The sequence below is a fragment of the Pseudotamlana haliotis genome (assembly GCF_008806375.1).
Classification (GTDB): Bacteria; Bacteroidota; Bacteroidia; order Flavobacteriales; family Flavobacteriaceae; genus Pseudotamlana; species Pseudotamlana haliotis.
In genome coordinates, this window is record NZ_WAAT01000022.1 from 68222 (window position 1) to 87503 (window position 19282).

A 19282-nucleotide genomic window follows, 5' to 3' on the forward strand; every position below is an offset into this window, starting at 1 on the left:
ACTAAAAATATTTAGAGATGAACATTCCTTCAGAATTAAAGTACACTAAAGATCACGAATGGGTTAAATTAGATGGCGACATTGCAACAATAGGCGTTACAGATTTTGCACAGAGTGAATTAGGAGATATTGTATATGTGGAGGTAGAAACTCTAGATGAAACTTTAGAGGCCGATGAGATTTTTGGAACCGTAGAAGCGGTAAAAACGGTGTCTGATTTATTTTTACCATTATCTGGTGAAATCATTGAGTTTAATGAATCTTTAGAAGATGAGCCTGAAAATGTAAATTCTGATCCTTACGGTGCAGGATGGATGATTAAGGTAAAATGTTCAGAGGTGTCTCAGGCTGAAGGTTTGATGTCGGCTGATGAATATAAAGCCCTTATTGGTGCTTAAAATCATCGCTCCTATTGCTGCAATAGGATATACCGTATTTCTAGCAACAGTATGTCTTATCACCATAAATGATCTTCCTAATGTTGGGGTGTCATTTGCTGATAAGATCTTTCATTTTTTAGCTTACGGATTATTAACCATTTTATGGTATGCCACCTTTTTGCTGAATTTTAACTTAAAGGAAAAACAGGCCATTTTATATGCGCTTATTTTTTCGGTGGTTTTTGGTATACTTATTGAGGTGTTACAAGATACTTTGACGGTTTCTAGAGCTTTAGATATTTTTGATATGGTGGCAAACACAATTGGTGCCCTATTAGCAGCTTTAACTCTAATGATTAAAAATAAAATCTTGCGTTAAAAACTTTTGAAACGCTTGTTATTTTGGTAAATAAATAGTTATTTTAGCAATCTTGATAAACGAAATTAAATTATGGAACTTAAAAAAAATCCTAAAGCAGATGTTGGACGTAACAGTTCACTATATTTATTGGTAGGTCTAGCGTTAATGCTATTTCTTACAAATTACGCAATAAACTATAAAACCTATGATAAGGAAGATATAGATATTGGAATGGTAAATATGGATGAGGAATTAGAAGAAGATATTCCATTAACAGAGCAGATACAAACGCCACCGCCACCTCCGCCACCACCAGCGGCTCCAGAGGTTATTGAAATCGTTGAAGATGAGGTTGAGGTTGAAGAAACAGTAATCGAATCTACAGAAGTTGATCAAGAAACTGAAATTGTAGAGGTTGAAGAAGTAGAGGTTGAAGAAGTAGAAGAAGATATTGATGTACCGTTTTCAGTTATTGAAAATGTACCAGTTTTCCCTGGTTGTGAAAAAGGTAGCAACAATGAAAAGAGAGCTTGTATGTCTAAAAAGATTTCTCAATTTGTAAATAAAAAGTTTAACACTGAGTTAGCTAGTGAGTTAGGTTTAACAGGAAGACAACGTATTAACGTTATTTTCAAAATTGATAAAACGGGTTCTATTACAGGTGTAAGAGCTAGAGCGCCACACCCAGGATTAGAAAAAGAAGCTGCTCGTGTAATTAACTTATTACCTAAAATGAAACCTGGAAAGCAACGTGGTAAGCCGGTAAACGTTCCATATTCTTTACCAATTATTTTCCAAGTTCAAGATTAAGCATGACATCTTAACTAAGTTTACTTAAAGTATACTTAGAATTAAATATAAAATCCCGTTACATTTCTGTAACGGGATTTTTTTTTGGTACGCTTATTGTGATTTTATCATAATATTAACATAAAATCAATACATATTATGAGTAATCAAAAGAAAACTCACGAGCTCAATCGCCAAAATGAGCAAGTCGTGAAAAAATCACAAAAGCATGATGCAAATTTACAAAAAAACACCATGGTTTATTTTCAAGTGGGGTTAATCATGTGTTTAATTGCTGTGTTTGCCTTGTTAGAAATGAATTTTGAAACAACAATTCCTAAGCCTGAAACCGGTTTGCCGCCAATTAAGGATGTCGCTTGGGTAGATGTGCCACTAATTAGAACAGAGGTTCCAGAGCTCATTGAGCCAGTAGCAAGTAAACCTAAGAAAGAACCCGTAACTTTTGAAGTGATTGATGATGATGATCCCGTAAAGCCCGTTACGGAAGAACTCAAAAAAAAGGAAGCTCCTGTTGTTTTAAACCCTGATGCTTTGAAACCATTAGTTGATAAGCCAACTGATGAAGAACCGGTTAATTTTGTGGCTATTCAAGAAGCGCCTATTTATCCGGGTTGTGAAAAAACCAAGGGCAATGAAGCTCGAAAGAAATGTATGTCTGAAAAAATCACCAAGCTCATTCAGAAAAAATTTGACGGTGGTGGTATTGCTTCAAATTACAACTTATCAGGTCTACAGAGAATACATGTGCAATTTACGATTGATAAATCAGGACATGTTACTCATATTCAAACCCGAGCACCACATCCAGAACTTCAAAAGGAAGCTGAACGGGTTATAAAAATCATTCCAGAAATGACCCCAGGTAGGCAACATGATAAAAATGTAGATGTTATTTATAATCTGCCCATTGTTTTTCAAGTACAATAGTAAATTTCAAAAACCGTTATTGTTTTAAGATGACGGTTTTTTTATGTTGTTAGTAGGTATAATGTTTTAACTTTAAATTCGGAATATAAAAAATATAGTATCTTTCGCCACTAAAACAACTTGATACAAATAAACATGAAGCAATTCATTGTACTACTCCTACTTTTAGTTCAACTTAATGGCTTTGCTCAGCAAACGTATTCTAAAGAGCGTCCACCAGTTTTCCCAGAATGTGAAGCGGTTTCTGCTGACGAACTCCAACAGTGTTTTGATCAAGGGGTCTTTAATCGCATTTATGATCATTTTAAGGTTCCAGAACGTGTTTATAATGAAAATTATAAAGGTGAAGTTGTGGTCCTTTTTGAAGTAGATACCCTAGGGGCTTTCCGCGTGATTTATATTGATGCTTATTATGAGGAGTTGAAAGCCGAAACTAAACGTGTGTTTTCAGAGTTTCCAACTGTTAAACCTGCGACCTATAACTCAAGAAATACTTTTAAACAATATTCTTTTCCTATAAAAATACCATTAGTAGATCAGGCAGCAGCATCACAAGATTTATCAAAAGTGAATCAGTTAGCGGCTTTAGAAGAACAAGCTAAGCGCGAATTTGATAGTGTAACTGCACAAACACGCCGTTTTGATAAGCCCAATTATAAGAGTCAGTTAAACATTCCGTTTGTGCATGCTGAATATGCTAAGTTTGATCGAGAGATGAACCTTGTTGGCACCAATAGTCATACAGGAGCAAAACCATTCATCTATTCTGAAGTGTCAAAATATTATGATTTTGATGCTGAAAACCAAAAATTACTTCAAGATAGAAAAACTTGGGTAGGGCGTAAATTATGGAATGAACATTTTGTAGAATTACAAACCGATAATTATTGGTTTACTGTAGATCCTGTTTTTGACCTTCAAGTTGGTAAAGACACTGATGCTGATTTCAATTATACCTATAATAATACTCGGGGCCTTGTGGTTCAAGGTGGTTTTGGTGAAAAATTTAATTTTTATACGTCATTCTTAGAAAGTCAAGGACGCTTTGCTGATTATTTTAATCGTTACGCAGAAAGCTTAAAAGGTTTTGGTCCTGACCCTGCTGTTATTCCTGGTAGAGGAATTGCTAAGCGTTACAAAACAGATGCCTATGATTACCCTGTGGCTGAAGCTTACTTGTCTTATACACCATCAAAATATTTTAATTTTCAATTTGGTCATGGTAAAAACTTCATAGGTGATGGTTACCGTTCTTTAGTACTTAGTGATGTTGCTAGTCCGCACCCCTTTTTCAAAATAAATACAACGTTTTGGAAAATGAAATACACCAATACTTGGATGTGGTTAACCGATATACGTCCTGAAGTCGAGGAAGACAAGGCCTTCAAAAGAAAGTATATTGCAAATCATTTTTTAAGTTGGAACGTTTCAAAGCGTTTAAACTTAGGGTTTTTTGAATCTGTGGTTTGGGATAATGCCAACGACAGAGGTTTTGATGTGAATTACCTAAACCCTGTGATTTTTTATAGAGCTGTGGAGTTTGAAACGGGTCAAGGGGCAGGAAATGCACTTATGGGGATGACTGCTAAGTATAAATGGAATGACAACATCAACATATACGGTCAGTTTATTTTAGATGAATTTTCTCTTGGAGATATAACAGGCGGTGAGAAAAGCTGGAAAAACAAGTACGGTTATCAATTAGGAATTAAATATTACGATGCTTTTAAGGTAGATAACCTATTGCTTCAGTTTGAGTATAATCGTGTGCGTCCGTATACGTATTCTCATAATACTATTGTACTTAACTATGCGCATAGTAATCAGTCGATGGCGCATTTATGGAACTCAAATTTCAGTGAAGCTATTGTAATTGGTCGTTACCACTATGATAGATGGTTTGCTAATGCCAAGCTTATTTTTGGAGTAAGAGGTTTTGACTTTAATGAGGGCGGTGATAACTATAGTTATGGCGGTGATATTTATAGAGATTATAATGATCGTCCATATGATACCGGGGTAGAAGTAGGTCAAGGTATAAAAACCAATATTTTTAATGGAAACTTACAGGCGGGGTATTTATTAAATGTAGCTTCGAATATGAAGATTTTTGCAGACGTCACATTTAGAGATTTCGATCCCAACGCTACAACCTCTACAACTTACCAAAACAACACGGTTTGGTTTACCTTTGGTATGCGCTCCGATTTGTTTAATTGGTATTTCGATTTTTAAGAAAGCTTCAGTTTAAGGGTATAGCTATTTTAACTTTATTCGGCTTGCTAAAATGCTTTTATAGAGTATCTTTGCACTCGCATTATCAGAACCGTCAATAAAATTAACCTTGAGTAGCTCAAAATCAGCCTTAAAACAACCTACAGTGATTTCAGATTTTAAAGAAATCACAAAAATGCGTCTGTCGCTTAGCGTGGTGTTCTCTTCACTGGCCGGATATTTATTGGGTGTAGATGTTATTGATTTAAAAGTACTGACTTTACTTGCTTTTGGCGGCTATTTTATGGTTGGCGCTTCCAATGCCTTTAATCAAATTATTGAAAAGGATTTAGATGCCTTAATGGATCGTACCAAAAACAGACCCATTCCTGCGGGACGTATGTCTGTGAATACGGCTTTCGTTATTGCTTCTATTTTCACGTTATTAGGGATTATCATCTTATACACCATTAACAAGCAAACTGCGATGTTTGGTGCGATTTCAATATTTCTTTATACCTGTGTTTATACGCCTTTAAAAACGAAAACACCTATATCAGTTTTTGTTGGTGCTATTCCAGGAGCTATTCCTTTTATGTTAGGCTGGGTTGCCGCTACTGATAGTTTTGGTATTGAACCAGGAACCTTGTTTGCTTTACAGTTTTTTTGGCAGTTCCCACACTTTTGGGCCATAGGTTGGTTCTTGTTTGAAGACTATAAAAAAGGTGGTTTTTTTATGTTGCCAACAGGGAAACAGGATAAAGGTACTGCAGTACAGGTGATTATGTACACTATTTGGACCATTCTAATTTCTATTGTTCCGGTATTTGGTTTTACAGGACAGTTAAAATTGTCTGTTGTAGCTGCAATCATCGTGTTTTTATTAGGCTTATTCATGCTGCATTATGCGGTGCGATTGTTTAGAGAAATGACAGTAAAGGCCGCAAGACAATTAATGTTGGCTAGTGTGTCTTACATTACATTGATTCAAATTGTTTATGTTTTAGATAAATTTATTAGATAACCATGGATTTAACTCAAGGGACGAAAGAAGAAAAAATAGGCAGAGCAAAAAAGATGATGCTGTGGTTTGGTATCATTTCATTAGTGATGTCTTTTGCAGGTTGGACCAGTGCTTTTGTTGTGAGTAGTAGCCGACCAGATTGGTTAAAGGATTTTCAGTTGCCTAATGCTTTTTTGATAAGTACCGTTGTTATTGTAATAAGTAGTATCACCTTCATTTTAGCTAAAAAAGCACTTAAGTCGGGGTCTTCAAAAGCAACCATGCTGTGGTTGTTAGTTACACTAGTTTTAGGTGTTGTTTTTATTTATAATCAATTTGCGGGCTTTCAGCAAATTATAGATTTGGGCTATAATTTTACTGGACCTACCAGTAATGTGACTATGTCCTATATTTATTTGATTGCTCTAGTGCATATTGTACATGTTCTTGTGGGCTTAATTTGCCTTCTCGTTGTAATTTTTAATCAATTTAAACAGAAGTATAGTGACTCTAATATGCTAGGGTTTGAACTTGCCGCTATTTTTTGGCATTTCATTGATATTCTTTGGGTTTACCTCTTTTTATTCCTCTATTTTGTGAGATAATACCTTTTTTTAAAAATTTTAACAGCTAAACATCAGAAAAACTGATGTTTGTCATAGTTTAAAATTTCAAGAAGTATATTTCGTCAGATGAATAAAATGATTATTTTTGTGCAACTTTTAAATAACAACCATTCTATATGAGTACTACAGTTGTAAACGCTGGGCCAGATAACCAAACTTGGACAGGGGGTAACGAGCCTTTAAAAGCAAGTTATGGAAAAATGATGATGTGGTTTTTCATCGTTTCAGATGCATTAACTTTTTCTGGGTTTTTAGCAGCCTATGGATTTTCTAGATTTAAATTTATTGATTCTTGGCCTATTGCCGATGAAGTTTTTACTCACTTCCCATTTTTACACGGTGTAGATGCACCAATGTACTATGTGGCTTTTATGACATTTGTACTTATTATGTCGTCTGTAACTATGGTATTAGCCGTAGATGCGGGGCACCATTTAAATAAGAGCAAAGTGACTATTTATATGTTCTTAACCATTATTGGTGGTTTAGTCTTTGTAGGATCTCAAGCTTGGGAATGGAATACTTTTATTAAAGGAGAATATGGTGCTGTAAAAACAAAAGGTGGAAATATTCTACAATTTGTAGATACCGAAGGGCATCGTGTTGCCATTGGTGATTTTGCTATTGCAGATGGACATGCTGACCGTATTCAACACGAGCGTAAAGATGGTTTATGGTTCGTTTCTGAAGGGTCACTACCAAGTTTTTCTGTTGAAGAAGTTTTAAGCGGCTTACAAGCTAATGATAATATCTTAGTAAGAACGCAGCTATTAACAGAAGAAGGTGCTAAAACAGTACTATCTAGAGACGAGTCTATCAATCTTATCAAAACTTATGGTGTGAAGGTTGTTGAAGGTGCTAACCTTCAAGAGAATGAATATGGTTCACCATTATTCGCTGATTTCTTTTTCTTCATTACTGGATTTCACGGTTTTCACGTACTTTCAGGGGTGATTTTAAATATCATTGTTTTCTTTAACGTAGTGGTTGGAACTTACGAAAGACGTAGAAGCTACGAAATGGTTGAAAAAGTTGGTTTATACTGGCACTTTGTAGATTTAGTTTGGGTATTCGTATTCACGTTCTTCTACTTAGTTTAATAGGGATCTATTTATTTCCTTGAATAAGGAAATCTAATAATAATTTATTTTTCATTCCTTTTAAGTAAAGGAATCTAAAACACATAAAAATGGCACACGAACATAAATTAGAAATTTTTAGAGGCGCATTAAAATTCAAATCCAATACACAAAAAATTTGGGGAGTTTTAATCTTTTTAGCAATTGTTACCATCATAGAGGTAGTCTTAGGTATTATTAAACCAGAGGTTTTAATGGGGCAAGTTTTAGGTATGAAAGCACTTAACTGGATTTTCATCATCTTAACTATAGTTAAAGCGTATTATATTACATGGGATTTCATGCACATGCGTGATGAAACACCTGGCTTAAGACGTGCTGTAGTGTGGACAGGTATTTTTCTAATTGCTTACCTGACGTTTATCTTATTAGAAGAAGGTGGTTATGTATTTGACGTTTATGATAACGGATACATCAAAAGAGATTTTTAAAGATTATTATTTGTGCCAATAAAGGGTACAGAGTAAGTGTTAAATATAGAAGTGAAGGTGGTTTTTTAACCACCTTTTTCTATTTTTGCGCCGCGGTAAAAGCGCATAAAATTACTATCATTCAATGGATTATAAAAAGGTAAGTAGATACGTCGTTTTAGGAGTGTTATTCTTCCTTCCTGTAACATTCTTGTTGTTTTTATATCCAGCAACACATAACTATCAACCACTTGATATTGTTAATGATTCTGTTGTTGATTTAACTAACATGCATGCAGATAGTGAAGACACGATACGGCTTAAAGATCACATCACGGTGCTTGGCTTCTTAGGTGAAAATCCGATGAAACAAAGTATTGCCGCATCTAACCTAAAGGAGCTGGTCTATGATAAGTTTAAAGGCTTTAAAGGCTTTCAAATCGTGATTGTTATTCCAGAAGGCACAGAGCAAGCCGTAAAAAATTTGAAGACTGAAATTAGCTCTTATGAAGATATACGCTTTTGGCATTTTGTGTTTGGAAAACCAAGTGATATTAAACGTGTGTTCTTTAGTCTAAAAAGTCAAGAAGATTTAAAAACCGATTTATCTACTGATTACGTTTTTATTGTAGATAAAGATCTTAATCAACGTGGAAGGTTAGACGATAGAACCGACGGAGAGCTTGAAAAGCAATCCGAGGTTTACGGCTTAAATGCTTACGATTGCATTGAAGTAGCCGAAATTAAAAATAAAATGAGCGACGATTTACGTATTGTTTTTACTGAATACCGACAAAAACGTAAAGGGGAGTTTAACTCTGATACCCGTCGTGCTAATGATTTAAATACTCAAGATGAAAAATAATTATTCCTACATAGGCATAGGCTTCATTATTCTTGTTTTCGGAATTCTGTTTGTTCCGAAAATTGTAGATCGCATTACTAATGATGATGTGATACGAAATGAAAGTCGAAGTGATTTCGCTTCAGATAAACCTGGTCAGCTTTCAGATTTAGCCTTTATTGAAATTGATGGTGAAGCTAAAAAAGTACCGCCTTTTTCATTTACAAATCAAGATGGTGAAACCATCACAAATGAAGATTATTCTGGGAAAGTTTATGTGATCGAATTCTTTTTCACCACCTGTCCAACCATTTGTCCACGTATGAATGCTAATCTCATTCAAATTCAAAATACTTTTGAAGGTTTTGATGATTTTGGTGTTGCTTCATTTACCATCAATCCTGATTACGACACGCCTGAAGTCCTTAAAGCTTACGCCAAAACTTATGGTGTTACAAACCCCAATTGGCATTTAATGACTGGTGATAAAGACACTATTTATAGATTATCAAATGAAGGCTTTAACTTATACACCGGTGAAGATGAAAACGTTGAAGGTGGTTTTGAACACTCAGGGAATTTTGCGCTAATTGATAAAAATGGCTTTTTCCGTTCTAGAAAAGATGATTTCGGAAATCCAATCATTTATTACCGCGGTATTGTTTCAGAAGCAGAACAAGTAGATGAAGATGGTGTTAAAGAAGAGATAAGTGCTCTAAAAGCTGATATTAAAAAATTACTAAACGAGTAAATCCTGTTAACCGTACCTACATTATGAGCCAAGCCCCTAAATTGCTAAACGAAAAAAAGTATAATAAATTAATAATAGTCTTATCGGTTGTAATTCCTATTGCAGTGGCCATTTTATTTGGTGTAAAAATTCCTAATGTAGAACCACTATCATTTTTGCCTCCTATTTATGCTTCTACAAATGCGCTTACAGCATTAGTTTTAATCTTAGCTTTCATCGCCGTTAAGAAAGGCAATATAAAACTGCATAAACAATTAGTGACTTTTGCATTGGTGTTGTCAGCACTCTTTTTACTGATGTATGTGGCTTACCACATGACCAGTGATTCTACTAAGTATGGTGGAGAAGGTTTAGTGATGTACTTCTATTATTTTATTTTAATTACACATATTGTACTGTCTATTGTCGTGATTCCTTTTGTTCTCATTACATTTGTAAGGGGGCTTACCAATCAAGTAGAACGACATAAAAGGATAGCCAAAATTACCTTTCCATTATGGTTGTATGTGGCGGTTACTGGTGTTGTTGTGTACATCATGATTTCGCCGTATTATGTATAAAAGATAACCTATGAAAACTCGTATTGTTTTAATATTTGTTACGCTTTTTAGCTTTTTTCAATCACAAGCGCAGTGCGCCATGTGTCGCGCTGTTTTAGAGAGTGAAGAAGGGCAAACCACAGCTGAAGGCATTAATGATGGTATTATGTACCTCATGGCTTTTCCTTACATTCTAGTGGCTGGAATGATATATTTTGTATACCGAAAATACAAGACGTTAAAGAACTAACAATTAATTTTTTTATTAGTTATTGTAACATTTCTTTGCGTTTTAAGTCTTATGATAAAGGCTTTAGCTAAAAAACCAACTAAGAAATGTTGAAAATCAATCAAATTCACAAATCCTATAAAATAGGAGATTCCAGTTTGCATGTTCTAAAGGGTATTGATCTTTCTGTTGAAGAAGGTGAAATGGTCGCTATTATGGGGTCTTCTGGGTCTGGAAAATCAACATTGCTTAATATAATTGGTATGCTCGATGAGGCTGATGAAGGCGAGTATATCTTAGACGGCCTAGCTATTAAAGATCTCACCGAAAAAAAAGCTGCCGTTTATAGAAATAAGTTTCTTGGCTTTATTTTTCAATCCTTCAACTTGATAAATTATAAAAACGCCCTTGAAAATGTAGCACTACCTTTATATTATCAAGGTTTAAAGCGTAAGGAGCGTTTAGAAAAGGCGTCCTTTCATCTAGAGAAAGTGGGGCTTTCCGCTTGGGGGCATCATTTACCTAAAGAGCTTTCTGGCGGACAAAAACAACGTGTAGCCATAGCTAGAGCTTTAGCAGCAAACCCGAAATTACTTTTAGCCGATGAGCCTACCGGGGCGTTAGACACTAAAACTTCCCATGAAATTATGGCTTTTATTCAGCATTTAAATGATGAAGGTAAAACCATTTTAATGGTTACCCATGAAGAAGATATTGCAAATATGTGTAAGCGTATCGTACGCCTTCGTGATGGTGTGATTATAGAAGATGCTAAAGTTAATCAAGTAAGAGCCGAGCAGTATGTTTGATATCGATCTTTGGCGCGAAATTTTTCAAAGTATCAATAAAAACCGAACACGAAGTTTAATGTCTGGTTTTACGGTAGCCTTTGCAATATTGCTTTTTGCCATTCTTTTTGGTATTGCCAATGGCCTAAAAAACACCTTTAAAGAAGCCTTTGGTACCGATGCTAATAACTCTATTGTAATTCGTTCTGGAAAAACCACTAAGGCCTATAAAGGAAACCAGGTTGGAAAAAGAATTCAGTTTAAAAATGAAGACCGCGATTTTATTTTAGACAAGTACGGTGATAAGGTACAGTATTTTACTTCTAAAGTAAATAAGAATGTCAACGCTTCCTTTAGAGGGGAGAAAAATAGTTATAGCGTGGTTGGGGTTTATCCCGAATATCAATTTATTGAAAATAACGAAATAAAAGACGGGCGTTATATCAATCAATTAGATATTGAAAACCGCACAAAAGTAGTGGTTATTGGCCGTGTGGTAGAAGAAGAGTTGTTTTATAAAGTAAATCCAATAGGTAAATACATTAACCTTGGAGGAATACCATATAAAATAGTTGGTGTTTTTACCGATGATGAAGGCGATAGTGAAGAGAGTGTTATTTATATGCCAATTAGTACCACCCAATTCATATATGGAAATAACGATTTTGTTGATATGATGCATTTAACCTACGATCCAGAGTTAAATGCCGATCAAGCTCTTACTTTTGGAAATGCCATCACTAGAAGTTTAAAAGAAAAGTTTGATGTGGCACGTAATGACCAACGCGCTATCAGAATTTTTAATATGGCCGAAGGTGCTAAAAAAGTAGATTTAATGACGACCAGTTTGACCGTGATTATTTTGGTTATTGGTTTTGGAACGCTAATAGCGGGTGTTGTTGGTATTAGTAACATCATGATTTTTGTAGTAAAGGAACGTACTAAAGAAATAGGTATACGAAAAGCTTTAGGAGCTACGCCACGTTCTATTATATCCATTATTTTAATTGAATCTATTATTATCACCACCATATCTGGCTACATAGGCCTTTTAATTGGTGTGGGGGTATTAGAACTTATCGGTCCGAGTCTAGAGGTGTATTTTATCAAAAATCCCGGCGTTAGTAATAGCTTGGTTTTTGGAGCAACCTTAACTTTAATAATAGCCGGTGGTATTGCGGGTTATGTGCCAGCAAAAAAAGCCTCAGAGATTAAACCCATTGTAGCCTTACGAAACGATTAATTATGCTTAGATTTTTATTTGATCAAGATACCTGGCAAGAAGTGTTTGATAGCTTAAGTAAAAATAAACTTAGGTCTATCCTGACTATGGTTGGTGTTTGGTGGGGTATTTTGTTGCTTATAGGATTACTGGGCTCAGCTAGAGGTTTAGAAAATTCTTTTAATCGATTATTCGGAAGTTTTGCCACCAATAGTGTTTTTGTTTGGGGCCAAAGTACAGGAATACCTTTTAAGGGCTTTCAAGAGGGCCGACGTGTGAAATTATCACTTAGCGATGCCAAAAAAATTGAAGAAAATGTTGATGGTATTGAGTTTGTATTGCCTAGAAGTCAGCAGTCTACCGTAATCACAAGAAACTTTTTATCAGGTAGTTTTCAAATGGCAGGTGATTATCCGTTATTGGATAATTTACAGAAGAAAAACCTCATTCACGGGCGCTTTATTAACCAAAATGATATTAAAGACAGAAAGAAAATTGCAGTCATTTCAGAAGAAGCCTATAAACAACTCTTTGAAATCGATGAAGATCCTATTGGAAAATATATTGATGTTAATGGTATTGTTTTTAAGGTGGTAGGTATGTTTGAAGTTGGTAATGTGAATATGGGGCCTTCTACCGATGTACATATTCCTTTCACGACCTTTCAGCAAATATACAATCGTGGTGATGAAATAGGTTGGATGATGATTACCGGAAAACCCGAATATAACATTAAACAAATAGAAGAAGATTCTAAACTCCTATTGAAAAATCTAAATCACATTCATCCAGACGATACCAGAGCCTTTGGGAGTTTTAATCTAGGGAAAGAATTTTCAAAGTTGACAGGCTTTTTAACAGGTATGCAGTTTTTAACCTGGTTCGTAGGTATCGCAACCCTAATAGCGGGTGTTTTCGCCATCGGAAACATTCTTTTGATTACTGTAAAAGAACGTACTAAAGAAATCGGACTAAGACGTGCCTTAGGTGCCACGCCTTTTGAAATAAAAAGACAAATAGTCGTAGAGGCTGTTTTTATCACTTTAGTAGCCGGATTATTCGGAATCATTTCTGGGGGGTGGATATTAATTGCCTTAGATCATTTTGTTGGTCAGGGCGAAGATGCTGCAATCGTTAATGCTTCAGTATCTATAGCCGTTGTTTTTGCAGCACTGCTAATCCTCGTTATTTTAGGAACATTAATAGGCCTTATTCCAGCAACTAAGGCCACAAGCATAAAACCCATAGAAGCATTAAGAGAAGAATAAATAAGTAACACCATGAATAAAACTGTAAAAATTATTTTAGCGATAGTAGTCATTGTACTGTTAGCTTTTGTATTAAAGTATTTTAAAGATGCCAACTCAAAAGATATTTCAGAGTACAAGGTGGAAACACCATTTTATACTTCTATAAACACCAAAGCAGTGGCTACAGGAAAGTTAAATCCTGAAGAAGAAATTGAATTAAAACCTCAAATTTCTGGAATTGTTGATGAAATTATGGTGGAAGAAGGTGATAAGGTGAAGAAAGGCGATTTAATAGCTACCATTCGCGTAGTGCCTAATGAGCAAAACTTGGTGAGTGCAAAAAGTAGAATTACTACGGCAAAACTATCTTACGAAAATTCAAAAATTCTTTATGACCGAAATAAAAGCTTATTTGATAAAGGTGTGATTTCAACACAAGATTTTGAAAATAGTGAGTTGTCTTTCATGCAAGCAAAAGAAACTTACCATCAAGCACAAAATGATTACCAGATCATAAAGGAAGGATCTGTTTCTGGTGGAAATTCGGCAAATACCAGTATTGTTGCTCAAATCGCGGGGACTATTTTAGAAATTCCAGTACGTGAGGGGAACCAAGTTATTGAAAGTAATAATTTTAATGACGGAACCACTATTGCGACCATTGCCGATATGAGTAAAATGATTTTTGAAGGCAAAGTTGATGAAGCTGAAGTTGGAAAAATACAGGAGGGTAAAAAGATTAACGTTGTGTTAGGTGCCATTCAAGGGAAGGAATATCCAGCAGTTTTAACCTTTGTTGCGCCTAAGGGAATTGAAGAAAATGGAGCCGTACAGTTTACTATTAAGGCCGATGTGGAAATTGATTTGAATGCAAATATTCGTGCGGGTTATAGTGCAAATGCTGAAATTGATTTAGAAAATAAAGATGAAGTGCTAGCCATTCGTGAAGCTCTATTGCAGTATAATAGGATTACTGAAGAGCCATTTGTTGAAGTTTTGGATGGTGATAATAACTATAAAAAAGTAGATGTAGAATTGGGCTTATCAGACGGTATCAACGTTGAAATCAAAAAAGGCTTAAAAGAAGACGATCAAATTAAAGTTTGGAATAAGGCTTCAGAAGACAATGAAGACGAAGCCAAAGGTAAGAAAGGAGGAAGACACTAATTATGAAAACACTTAAAAATAAATTAATACTTGGTTTTCTTTTGGCGACTTCTGTGACTTTCGCCCAAGAAAAACTGTGGACCCTAGAGGAATGTGTTGATTATGCTCTTGAACACAATATCACGGTAAGACAAGGCGAAAATAGCTTATTGCAAAACGAGCAAGATGTCATTGCAGCTAAGGGCCAGTTTCTACCAAGCTTAAGCGGAAGCTTGGGACATAGTACAACCTTTGGTAATGAAGAAATTTTCTCTGGAGAATTTGTGAATCGAACGTCAAACAGTACCAATGTTGGGGTTGGTTTAAGTCAAACCATTTTTAACGGGTTTAGATTAACCAATTTGTACAGACAATCTAAGTTGAATTTAGAAAGTAATCAATTGGAGTTAGATCGTATTAAGGATGATATTTCATTAAATGTGGTTAACGCCTATTTAAATGTACTTTTTAATAAGGAACGCTTAGAAATCGCCAAAGCACAGCAAAGTTTTAGTGCTAAGCAAGTCGCGCAAGTAAAAGATTTGGTAGATGCCGGTGTGCAACCTAGAGCCAATATTTATGATGCTCAAGCAACTTTGAGCTCAGATGAGCAAGAAGTAACTGTAGCCGAGAATAATTATAACTTAGCCTTATTAAGTTTGTCACAGCTCCTACAGGTGTCGTATAATGGTTTTGAAGTCGCTGTCATGAATGTAAATATGCCATCAAGTGCCTTGCTTTATAATGATGTGCAGCCGGTTTTAGATTATGCCTTAGAAAACAGAAATGAAATAAGAGTAGCTGAAAAAAATATTGAAATTGCACAATTGAATTCAGAGATCTCTAAAAGTGGTTATTATCCAAGTGTAACTGGAGGTTATAACTTTAGTTCTAGCGCCTTCTTTTCTAATTTAACCGATACGGAAGATCCTTTTTTCGATCAGTTAGATACTCAAAAATCAAACGGATTTAGAGTGAGTGTGAACATTCCAATATTTTCTAGATTTGAAAACAAAACCAATCTAGCTAAGTCTAAAATAGCTGAAGAAAACAGTTTGTTAACTTTAGATCAGGCCAAATTAGATTTAGAATCCAATATACAACGTGCCTTTACCGATGCTCAAGGTGCTTTTAAGTCTTACCTCGCTTCACAAAAGGCTTCAGAAGCTCAAGAAATTGCTCTTGAGAATGCTAAAGAGCGTTTTAATGCGGGTATCGTCACCTCTTTTGACTTAGAGCAAGTACGTGTTCGATACGTAAATGCGCAGTCGTCTTTAATAAATGCCAAGTATGATTTTGTTTTTAAGACAAAAGTTTTAGACTTTTACATGGGAAAACCAATAACAGATTAATTTGAGCACTTATATACTTAACATAGAAACCGCAACAACAAACTGTTCGGTGTCGCTTTCAAAAAATGGAGAAACCATTGTTTTAAAAGAGGATAATGATAAAAATTACTCGCATGCCGAGCGCTTACACCTTTATATTGATGCCGTTTTAAAGGAAGGCCAAATTACTTCTAGTGATTTATCGGCAGTCGCAGTGAGCAAAGGTCCTGGTTCATATACAGGCTTGCGAATTGGTGTTTCGGCCGCCAAAGGCTTGTGTTTTGCCTTAAATAAGCCATTAATTGCTGTGCCTACCTTAGAAAGTTTAGCGCATCAAGTTACCGCAGAATCAGGTGTGATTGTGGCTATGTTAGACGCTAGGCGTATGGAAGTATATTCAGCTATTTATGATATCGATTATAATGAAATACGTGAAACCCAAGCGGAAATTTTAGACGAATCATCTTTTGCAAATTATTTGGAAGAAGGCCTGGTTTATTTTGTGGGTAATGGCGTAGCAAAGACTAAAACGCTTATTAGCCATCCTAATGCGAGGTTTATTGATGAAAAGTTGCCTTCAGCTAAAGAGATGGGGGTTATCGCAAAGAACAAGTACAAAAAAAGCGACACCGAAGATGTCGCTTATTTTGAACCTTATTACTTAAAAGATTTTGTGGCTCTAAAGCCAAAACCAAAGTCTTAAGCTTCTTTATGTATTTCAACTTGGTGTGGGTAAGGAATTTCAATTCCAGCCGCATCAAGGGCTTCTTTTGCATTTTCCATAATGTCAAAATATACGGTCCAGTAATCAGCAGAATTACACCATGGTCTTACTGCAAAATTAATCGAGCTATCGGCTAATTCTAAAACTCTTACCGTTGGTTCAGGGTCTTTTAAGATTAAAGGATGATCGGTTAATATCTTGGTTAAAACCTCTTTAGTTTGTTTGATGTCTGCGCCATAATCTACACCAAAAACTAAATCCACACGTCGTGTTCCAGCTACGGTATAGTTAATAATATTTCCGTTAGATAGTGATCCATTAGGAATGATAATTTCCTTATTAGATAAACCTGTAAGCTTAGTTGTGAAAATTGCAATTTCTTTTACACCACCAATTTCACCTTGAGCTTCAATTAAATCACCAACCTTAAAAGGCTTAAAAATCATAATTAAAACACCCCCAGCAAAATTTGATAAAGACCCCTGTAAAGCCATACCAATAGCTAAACCGGCTGCTGCTAGAATTGCCGCAAAAGAAGTGGTTTCTACACCTAGTGTGCCAAGCACAACAATAATTAATATGATTTTAAGTGCCCAACCAGCTAAGTTAGATAAAAAGCCTTGAAGACTTTCTTCGTAATTGCCTTTAGACATTACGGTTTTAATACCTTTTAATAATTTTGAAATCACCCAAGAACCTATAACCCATATTGCTATAGCACCAAGAAGTTTAAGGCCGTATTCTAGTGATAGATCAAGCCATTTTTCAATGTCAATGTTTTCGAAATCCATATTGTTGTTTTTGATTAAGTTTCCTTCAAAAATATTAACAATTATGTAGAATTCATCTATTAAAGGTTGAAAAAATAGTTAAGTTTCATCAAAAAAGGATAAAAAACACAAAAACAAGTATAGCCGGTACAGCTTGTACAAAAAGTATGACCTTATTTTTCGTTGAATAAAACCCGTAGAGCCCAGCTATTAATACACATAAAAGAAAAAATGACGCGAGTCTTAGATTGGCTTCATAAATGGAAAATAATAAGCCTGCTCCTAAGAAGCCATTGTATAAGCCTTGGTTAGCAGCCAAAACCTTAGTTTTTTCCGCAAAGTCTACTGATTCTAGCTTAAAAGCTTTAATGCCCTTTGGTTTTGTCCAAAAGAACATTTCTAGTATTAGAAAATAAAAATGCAGTAAGGCAATTAAAGCGATTGGAATGGCGGTTGTGATTGGCATGTTGTGTTTGATTTAAAAAAAGTGTATAAAAAAAGCGCTCCCGTAAAGGAACGCTTTTTTTTATAGTTTAAAGCATTAACTCACTTCAAACGTGATTTTCACATTTACTCTAAAATCTGAAATTTCACCATCTTTTACGTTAGCACTATGATCTTGAACATAGACTGAACGAATGTTTTTCACCGTTTTAGAGGCGTGTTTTACTGCTTGTTTTGTTGCATCTTCCTAACTCTTGTCAGAATTAGCTAAGACTTCAATTACTTTTAATACTGCCATGATTTTGTTTAATTTTAATCTTAAAGTTAAACAAAATAATTGGTTTATCCGTTAATTGCTTCAACCATAGCTACTTTTCCTGGAAGCATTTCTTTTAACATGTTTTCAATTCCGCTTTTTAAGGTATAGGTTGACGATGGACAACCACTACAAGCCCCTTGAAGTAATACGCTAACATTTTTTGTATCGGCATCATAAGAAATAAATTGAATGTTTCCACCATCGCTAGCTACGGCTGGTTTTACATATTCTTCAAGTATATTTATAATCTCTTTTGAAGTGTCATCTAATTTATCAAAGTGACTATCTAATTGCTTAGTAGATTTCTCTAAGCTTTCAGCGGCATTTGCCGTAACGATTTCCTTTCCGTTTTCAATGTAGTTTTTAATAAACTCACGAACTTCTATAGTGATGTCTTGCCATTCGGCCATGTCGTATTTTGTTATCGACACATAATTTTCATCTAAAAATACACTTTTCACAAACGGAAAATGAAATAATTCGGTGGCTAAAGGTGATAATTTTGCTTCGTCAATAGAGGTGAATTCAAAAAGAGCATTAACTAATTTTTTGTTAGCCACAAACTTCATCACCGAAGGATTTGGTGTGCTTTCAGCGTAAACAGTAACCGGTACCTTTTTTGGAGCTGCAGTGTCTTCAACAACAATACCGCCGTCATTAAGGTAGGCTTCTATTTGTTGAGCAACTTCATCCTGTACGTCATGCCATTCTACAATATTATAACGTTCAACAGCAATAAAATTCCCAGAAATATAGACCTTCTTTACAAAAGGCAAGTAAAATAATTGCTGTGCTAGTGGTGATGAGGCTTTAGCTTCATCGATATTATTAAATTCAAAACTTTGATGCTGTGTAATAAAGTGATTAACTTCAAATTTTACAATGGCATTATTTGTTGTTTCTTGCACGGAAACCTTGAAAGTGTTCATTTTGTTTGTTTTCTGCAAAAATACTAAATCTAAATTTGGAACCTTTATATAATTGATGTGTTTCAAGATTTACAAACATTGTTGTCCGATAAAAATCGGAATTAGCTGAAATCGCTTTATTGCTGC

22 protein-coding genes and 1 pseudogene are annotated in these 19282 nt (G+C 35.1%); 19 read left to right on the plus strand and 4 right to left on the minus strand.

What is annotated here, in order from left to right:
* Positions 1-17 precede the first annotated feature (17 nt).
* The 19 genes from gcvH (at position 18) to tsaB (ending at position 16673) form a co-directional block, all read left to right on the plus strand.
* A complete protein-coding gene (gcvH, locus tag F6U93_RS02465) occupies positions 18-398 on the plus strand; it encodes a glycine cleavage system protein GcvH (protein ID WP_150936493.1) in 381 nt (126 codons plus the stop codon).
* Entirely contained in the window at positions 370-759 is a 390-nt protein-coding gene (locus F6U93_RS02470; protein WP_150936495.1) for a VanZ family protein, read from the plus strand. Before gcvH ends, F6U93_RS02470 begins: the two co-directional genes overlap by 29 nt.
* 72 nt (positions 760-831) lie before the next feature.
* Entirely contained in the window at positions 832-1551 is a 720-nt protein-coding gene (locus F6U93_RS02475; protein WP_150936497.1) for an energy transducer TonB, read from the plus strand.
* Positions 1552-1689: 138 nt separating this feature from the next.
* Positions 1690-2478, plus strand: coding sequence for an energy transducer TonB (locus F6U93_RS02480; protein WP_150936499.1), 789 nt, complete (start codon positions 1690-1692; stop codon positions 2476-2478).
* Between the two features lie 135 nt (positions 2479-2613).
* Positions 2614-4713 carry a gliding motility protein RemB gene (locus F6U93_RS02485; RefSeq protein WP_150936500.1) on the plus strand — a complete coding sequence of 700 codons (2100 nt, stop codon included), beginning with the start codon at positions 2614-2616 and terminating at the stop codon, positions 4711-4713.
* A gap of 109 nt (positions 4714-4822) precedes the next feature.
* Positions 4823-5716: a heme o synthase gene (gene cyoE, locus F6U93_RS02490; protein ID WP_150936502.1), complete on the plus strand. Its 894-nt coding sequence runs from the start codon at positions 4823-4825 to the stop codon at positions 5714-5716.
* Between the two features lie 2 nt (positions 5717-5718).
* Positions 5719-6300, plus strand: a complete 582-nt coding sequence (locus F6U93_RS02495) for a cytochrome c oxidase subunit 3 (RefSeq protein WP_150936504.1) — start codon at positions 5719-5721, stop codon at positions 6298-6300.
* Positions 6301-6437: 137 nt separating this feature from the next.
* Positions 6438-7421 (plus strand): cytochrome c oxidase subunit 3, encoded by a 984-nt coding sequence (locus F6U93_RS02500; protein ID WP_150936506.1) that lies wholly within the window; start codon positions 6438-6440, stop codon positions 7419-7421.
* Between the two features lie 89 nt (positions 7422-7510).
* Positions 7511-7891, plus strand: coding sequence for a cytochrome C oxidase subunit IV family protein (locus F6U93_RS02505; protein WP_150936508.1), 381 nt, complete (start codon positions 7511-7513; stop codon positions 7889-7891).
* A 124-nt stretch (positions 7892-8015) separates the two neighbouring features.
* Positions 8016-8735: a hypothetical protein gene (locus tag F6U93_RS02510; protein ID WP_150936511.1), complete on the plus strand. Its 720-nt coding sequence runs from the start codon at positions 8016-8018 to the stop codon at positions 8733-8735.
* Positions 8725-9465 (plus strand): SCO family protein, encoded by a 741-nt coding sequence (locus tag F6U93_RS02515; protein ID WP_150936512.1) that lies wholly within the window; start codon positions 8725-8727, stop codon positions 9463-9465. The genes F6U93_RS02510 and F6U93_RS02515 overlap by 11 nt, the downstream gene beginning before the upstream one ends.
* Before the next feature lie 23 nt (positions 9466-9488).
* Complete coding sequence (locus F6U93_RS02520; protein WP_150936514.1) at positions 9489-10025, plus strand: DUF420 domain-containing protein; 537 nt, start codon at positions 9489-9491, stop codon at positions 10023-10025.
* A 10-nt stretch (positions 10026-10035) separates the two neighbouring features.
* Complete coding sequence (locus tag F6U93_RS02525; protein WP_150936516.1) at positions 10036-10254, plus strand: hypothetical protein; 219 nt, start codon at positions 10036-10038, stop codon at positions 10252-10254.
* A gap of 86 nt (positions 10255-10340) precedes the next feature.
* Positions 10341-11042, plus strand: coding sequence for an ABC transporter ATP-binding protein (locus F6U93_RS02530; RefSeq protein WP_150936518.1), 702 nt, complete (start codon positions 10341-10343; stop codon positions 11040-11042).
* Positions 11035-12264 carry an ABC transporter permease gene (locus F6U93_RS02535; RefSeq protein WP_150936520.1) on the plus strand — a complete coding sequence of 410 codons (1230 nt, stop codon included), beginning with the start codon at positions 11035-11037 and terminating at the stop codon, positions 12262-12264. Before F6U93_RS02530 ends, F6U93_RS02535 begins: the two co-directional genes overlap by 8 nt.
* A gap of 2 nt (positions 12265-12266) precedes the next feature.
* Entirely contained in the window at positions 12267-13511 is a 1245-nt protein-coding gene (locus F6U93_RS02540; RefSeq protein WP_150936522.1) for an ABC transporter permease, read from the plus strand.
* A 12-nt stretch (positions 13512-13523) separates the two neighbouring features.
* Positions 13524-14660: an efflux RND transporter periplasmic adaptor subunit gene (locus tag F6U93_RS02545; RefSeq protein WP_150936523.1), complete on the plus strand. Its 1137-nt coding sequence runs from the start codon at positions 13524-13526 to the stop codon at positions 14658-14660.
* A gap of 2 nt (positions 14661-14662) precedes the next feature.
* Positions 14663-15991 (plus strand): TolC family protein, encoded by a 1329-nt coding sequence (locus F6U93_RS02550; RefSeq protein ID WP_150936525.1) that lies wholly within the window; start codon positions 14663-14665, stop codon positions 15989-15991.
* Between the two features lies 1 nt (position 15992).
* Entirely contained in the window at positions 15993-16673 is a 681-nt protein-coding gene (tsaB, locus tag F6U93_RS02555) for a tRNA (adenosine(37)-N6)-threonylcarbamoyltransferase complex dimerization subunit type 1 TsaB (protein WP_225312513.1), read from the plus strand.
* On the opposite strand, the gene F6U93_RS02560 is transcribed toward tsaB, so the two are convergent.
* The 4 genes and pseudogenes from F6U93_RS02560 to F6U93_RS02575 all read right to left on the minus strand — a co-directional run bounded on the left by F6U93_RS02560 (position 16670) and on the right by F6U93_RS02575 (position 19156).
* On the minus strand, positions 16670-17485 hold the full coding sequence (locus tag F6U93_RS02560) for a mechanosensitive ion channel family protein (RefSeq protein ID WP_150936527.1): 816 nt from the start codon (positions 17483-17485) through the stop codon (positions 16670-16672). The two genes, tsaB and F6U93_RS02560, sit on opposite strands and share 4 nt — an antisense overlap.
* Before the next feature lie 88 nt (positions 17486-17573).
* Positions 17574-17930 (minus strand): DUF1304 domain-containing protein, encoded by a 357-nt coding sequence (locus F6U93_RS02565; protein WP_150936529.1) that lies wholly within the window; start codon positions 17928-17930, stop codon positions 17574-17576.
* A 75-nt stretch (positions 17931-18005) separates the two neighbouring features.
* A pseudogene (locus F6U93_RS02570) lies at positions 18006-18206 on the minus strand (dodecin family protein).
* Between the two features lie 44 nt (positions 18207-18250).
* Positions 18251-19156 (minus strand): NifU family protein, encoded by a 906-nt coding sequence (locus F6U93_RS02575; RefSeq protein WP_150936531.1) that lies wholly within the window; start codon positions 19154-19156, stop codon positions 18251-18253.
* Positions 19157-19282: the final 126 nt, after the last annotated feature.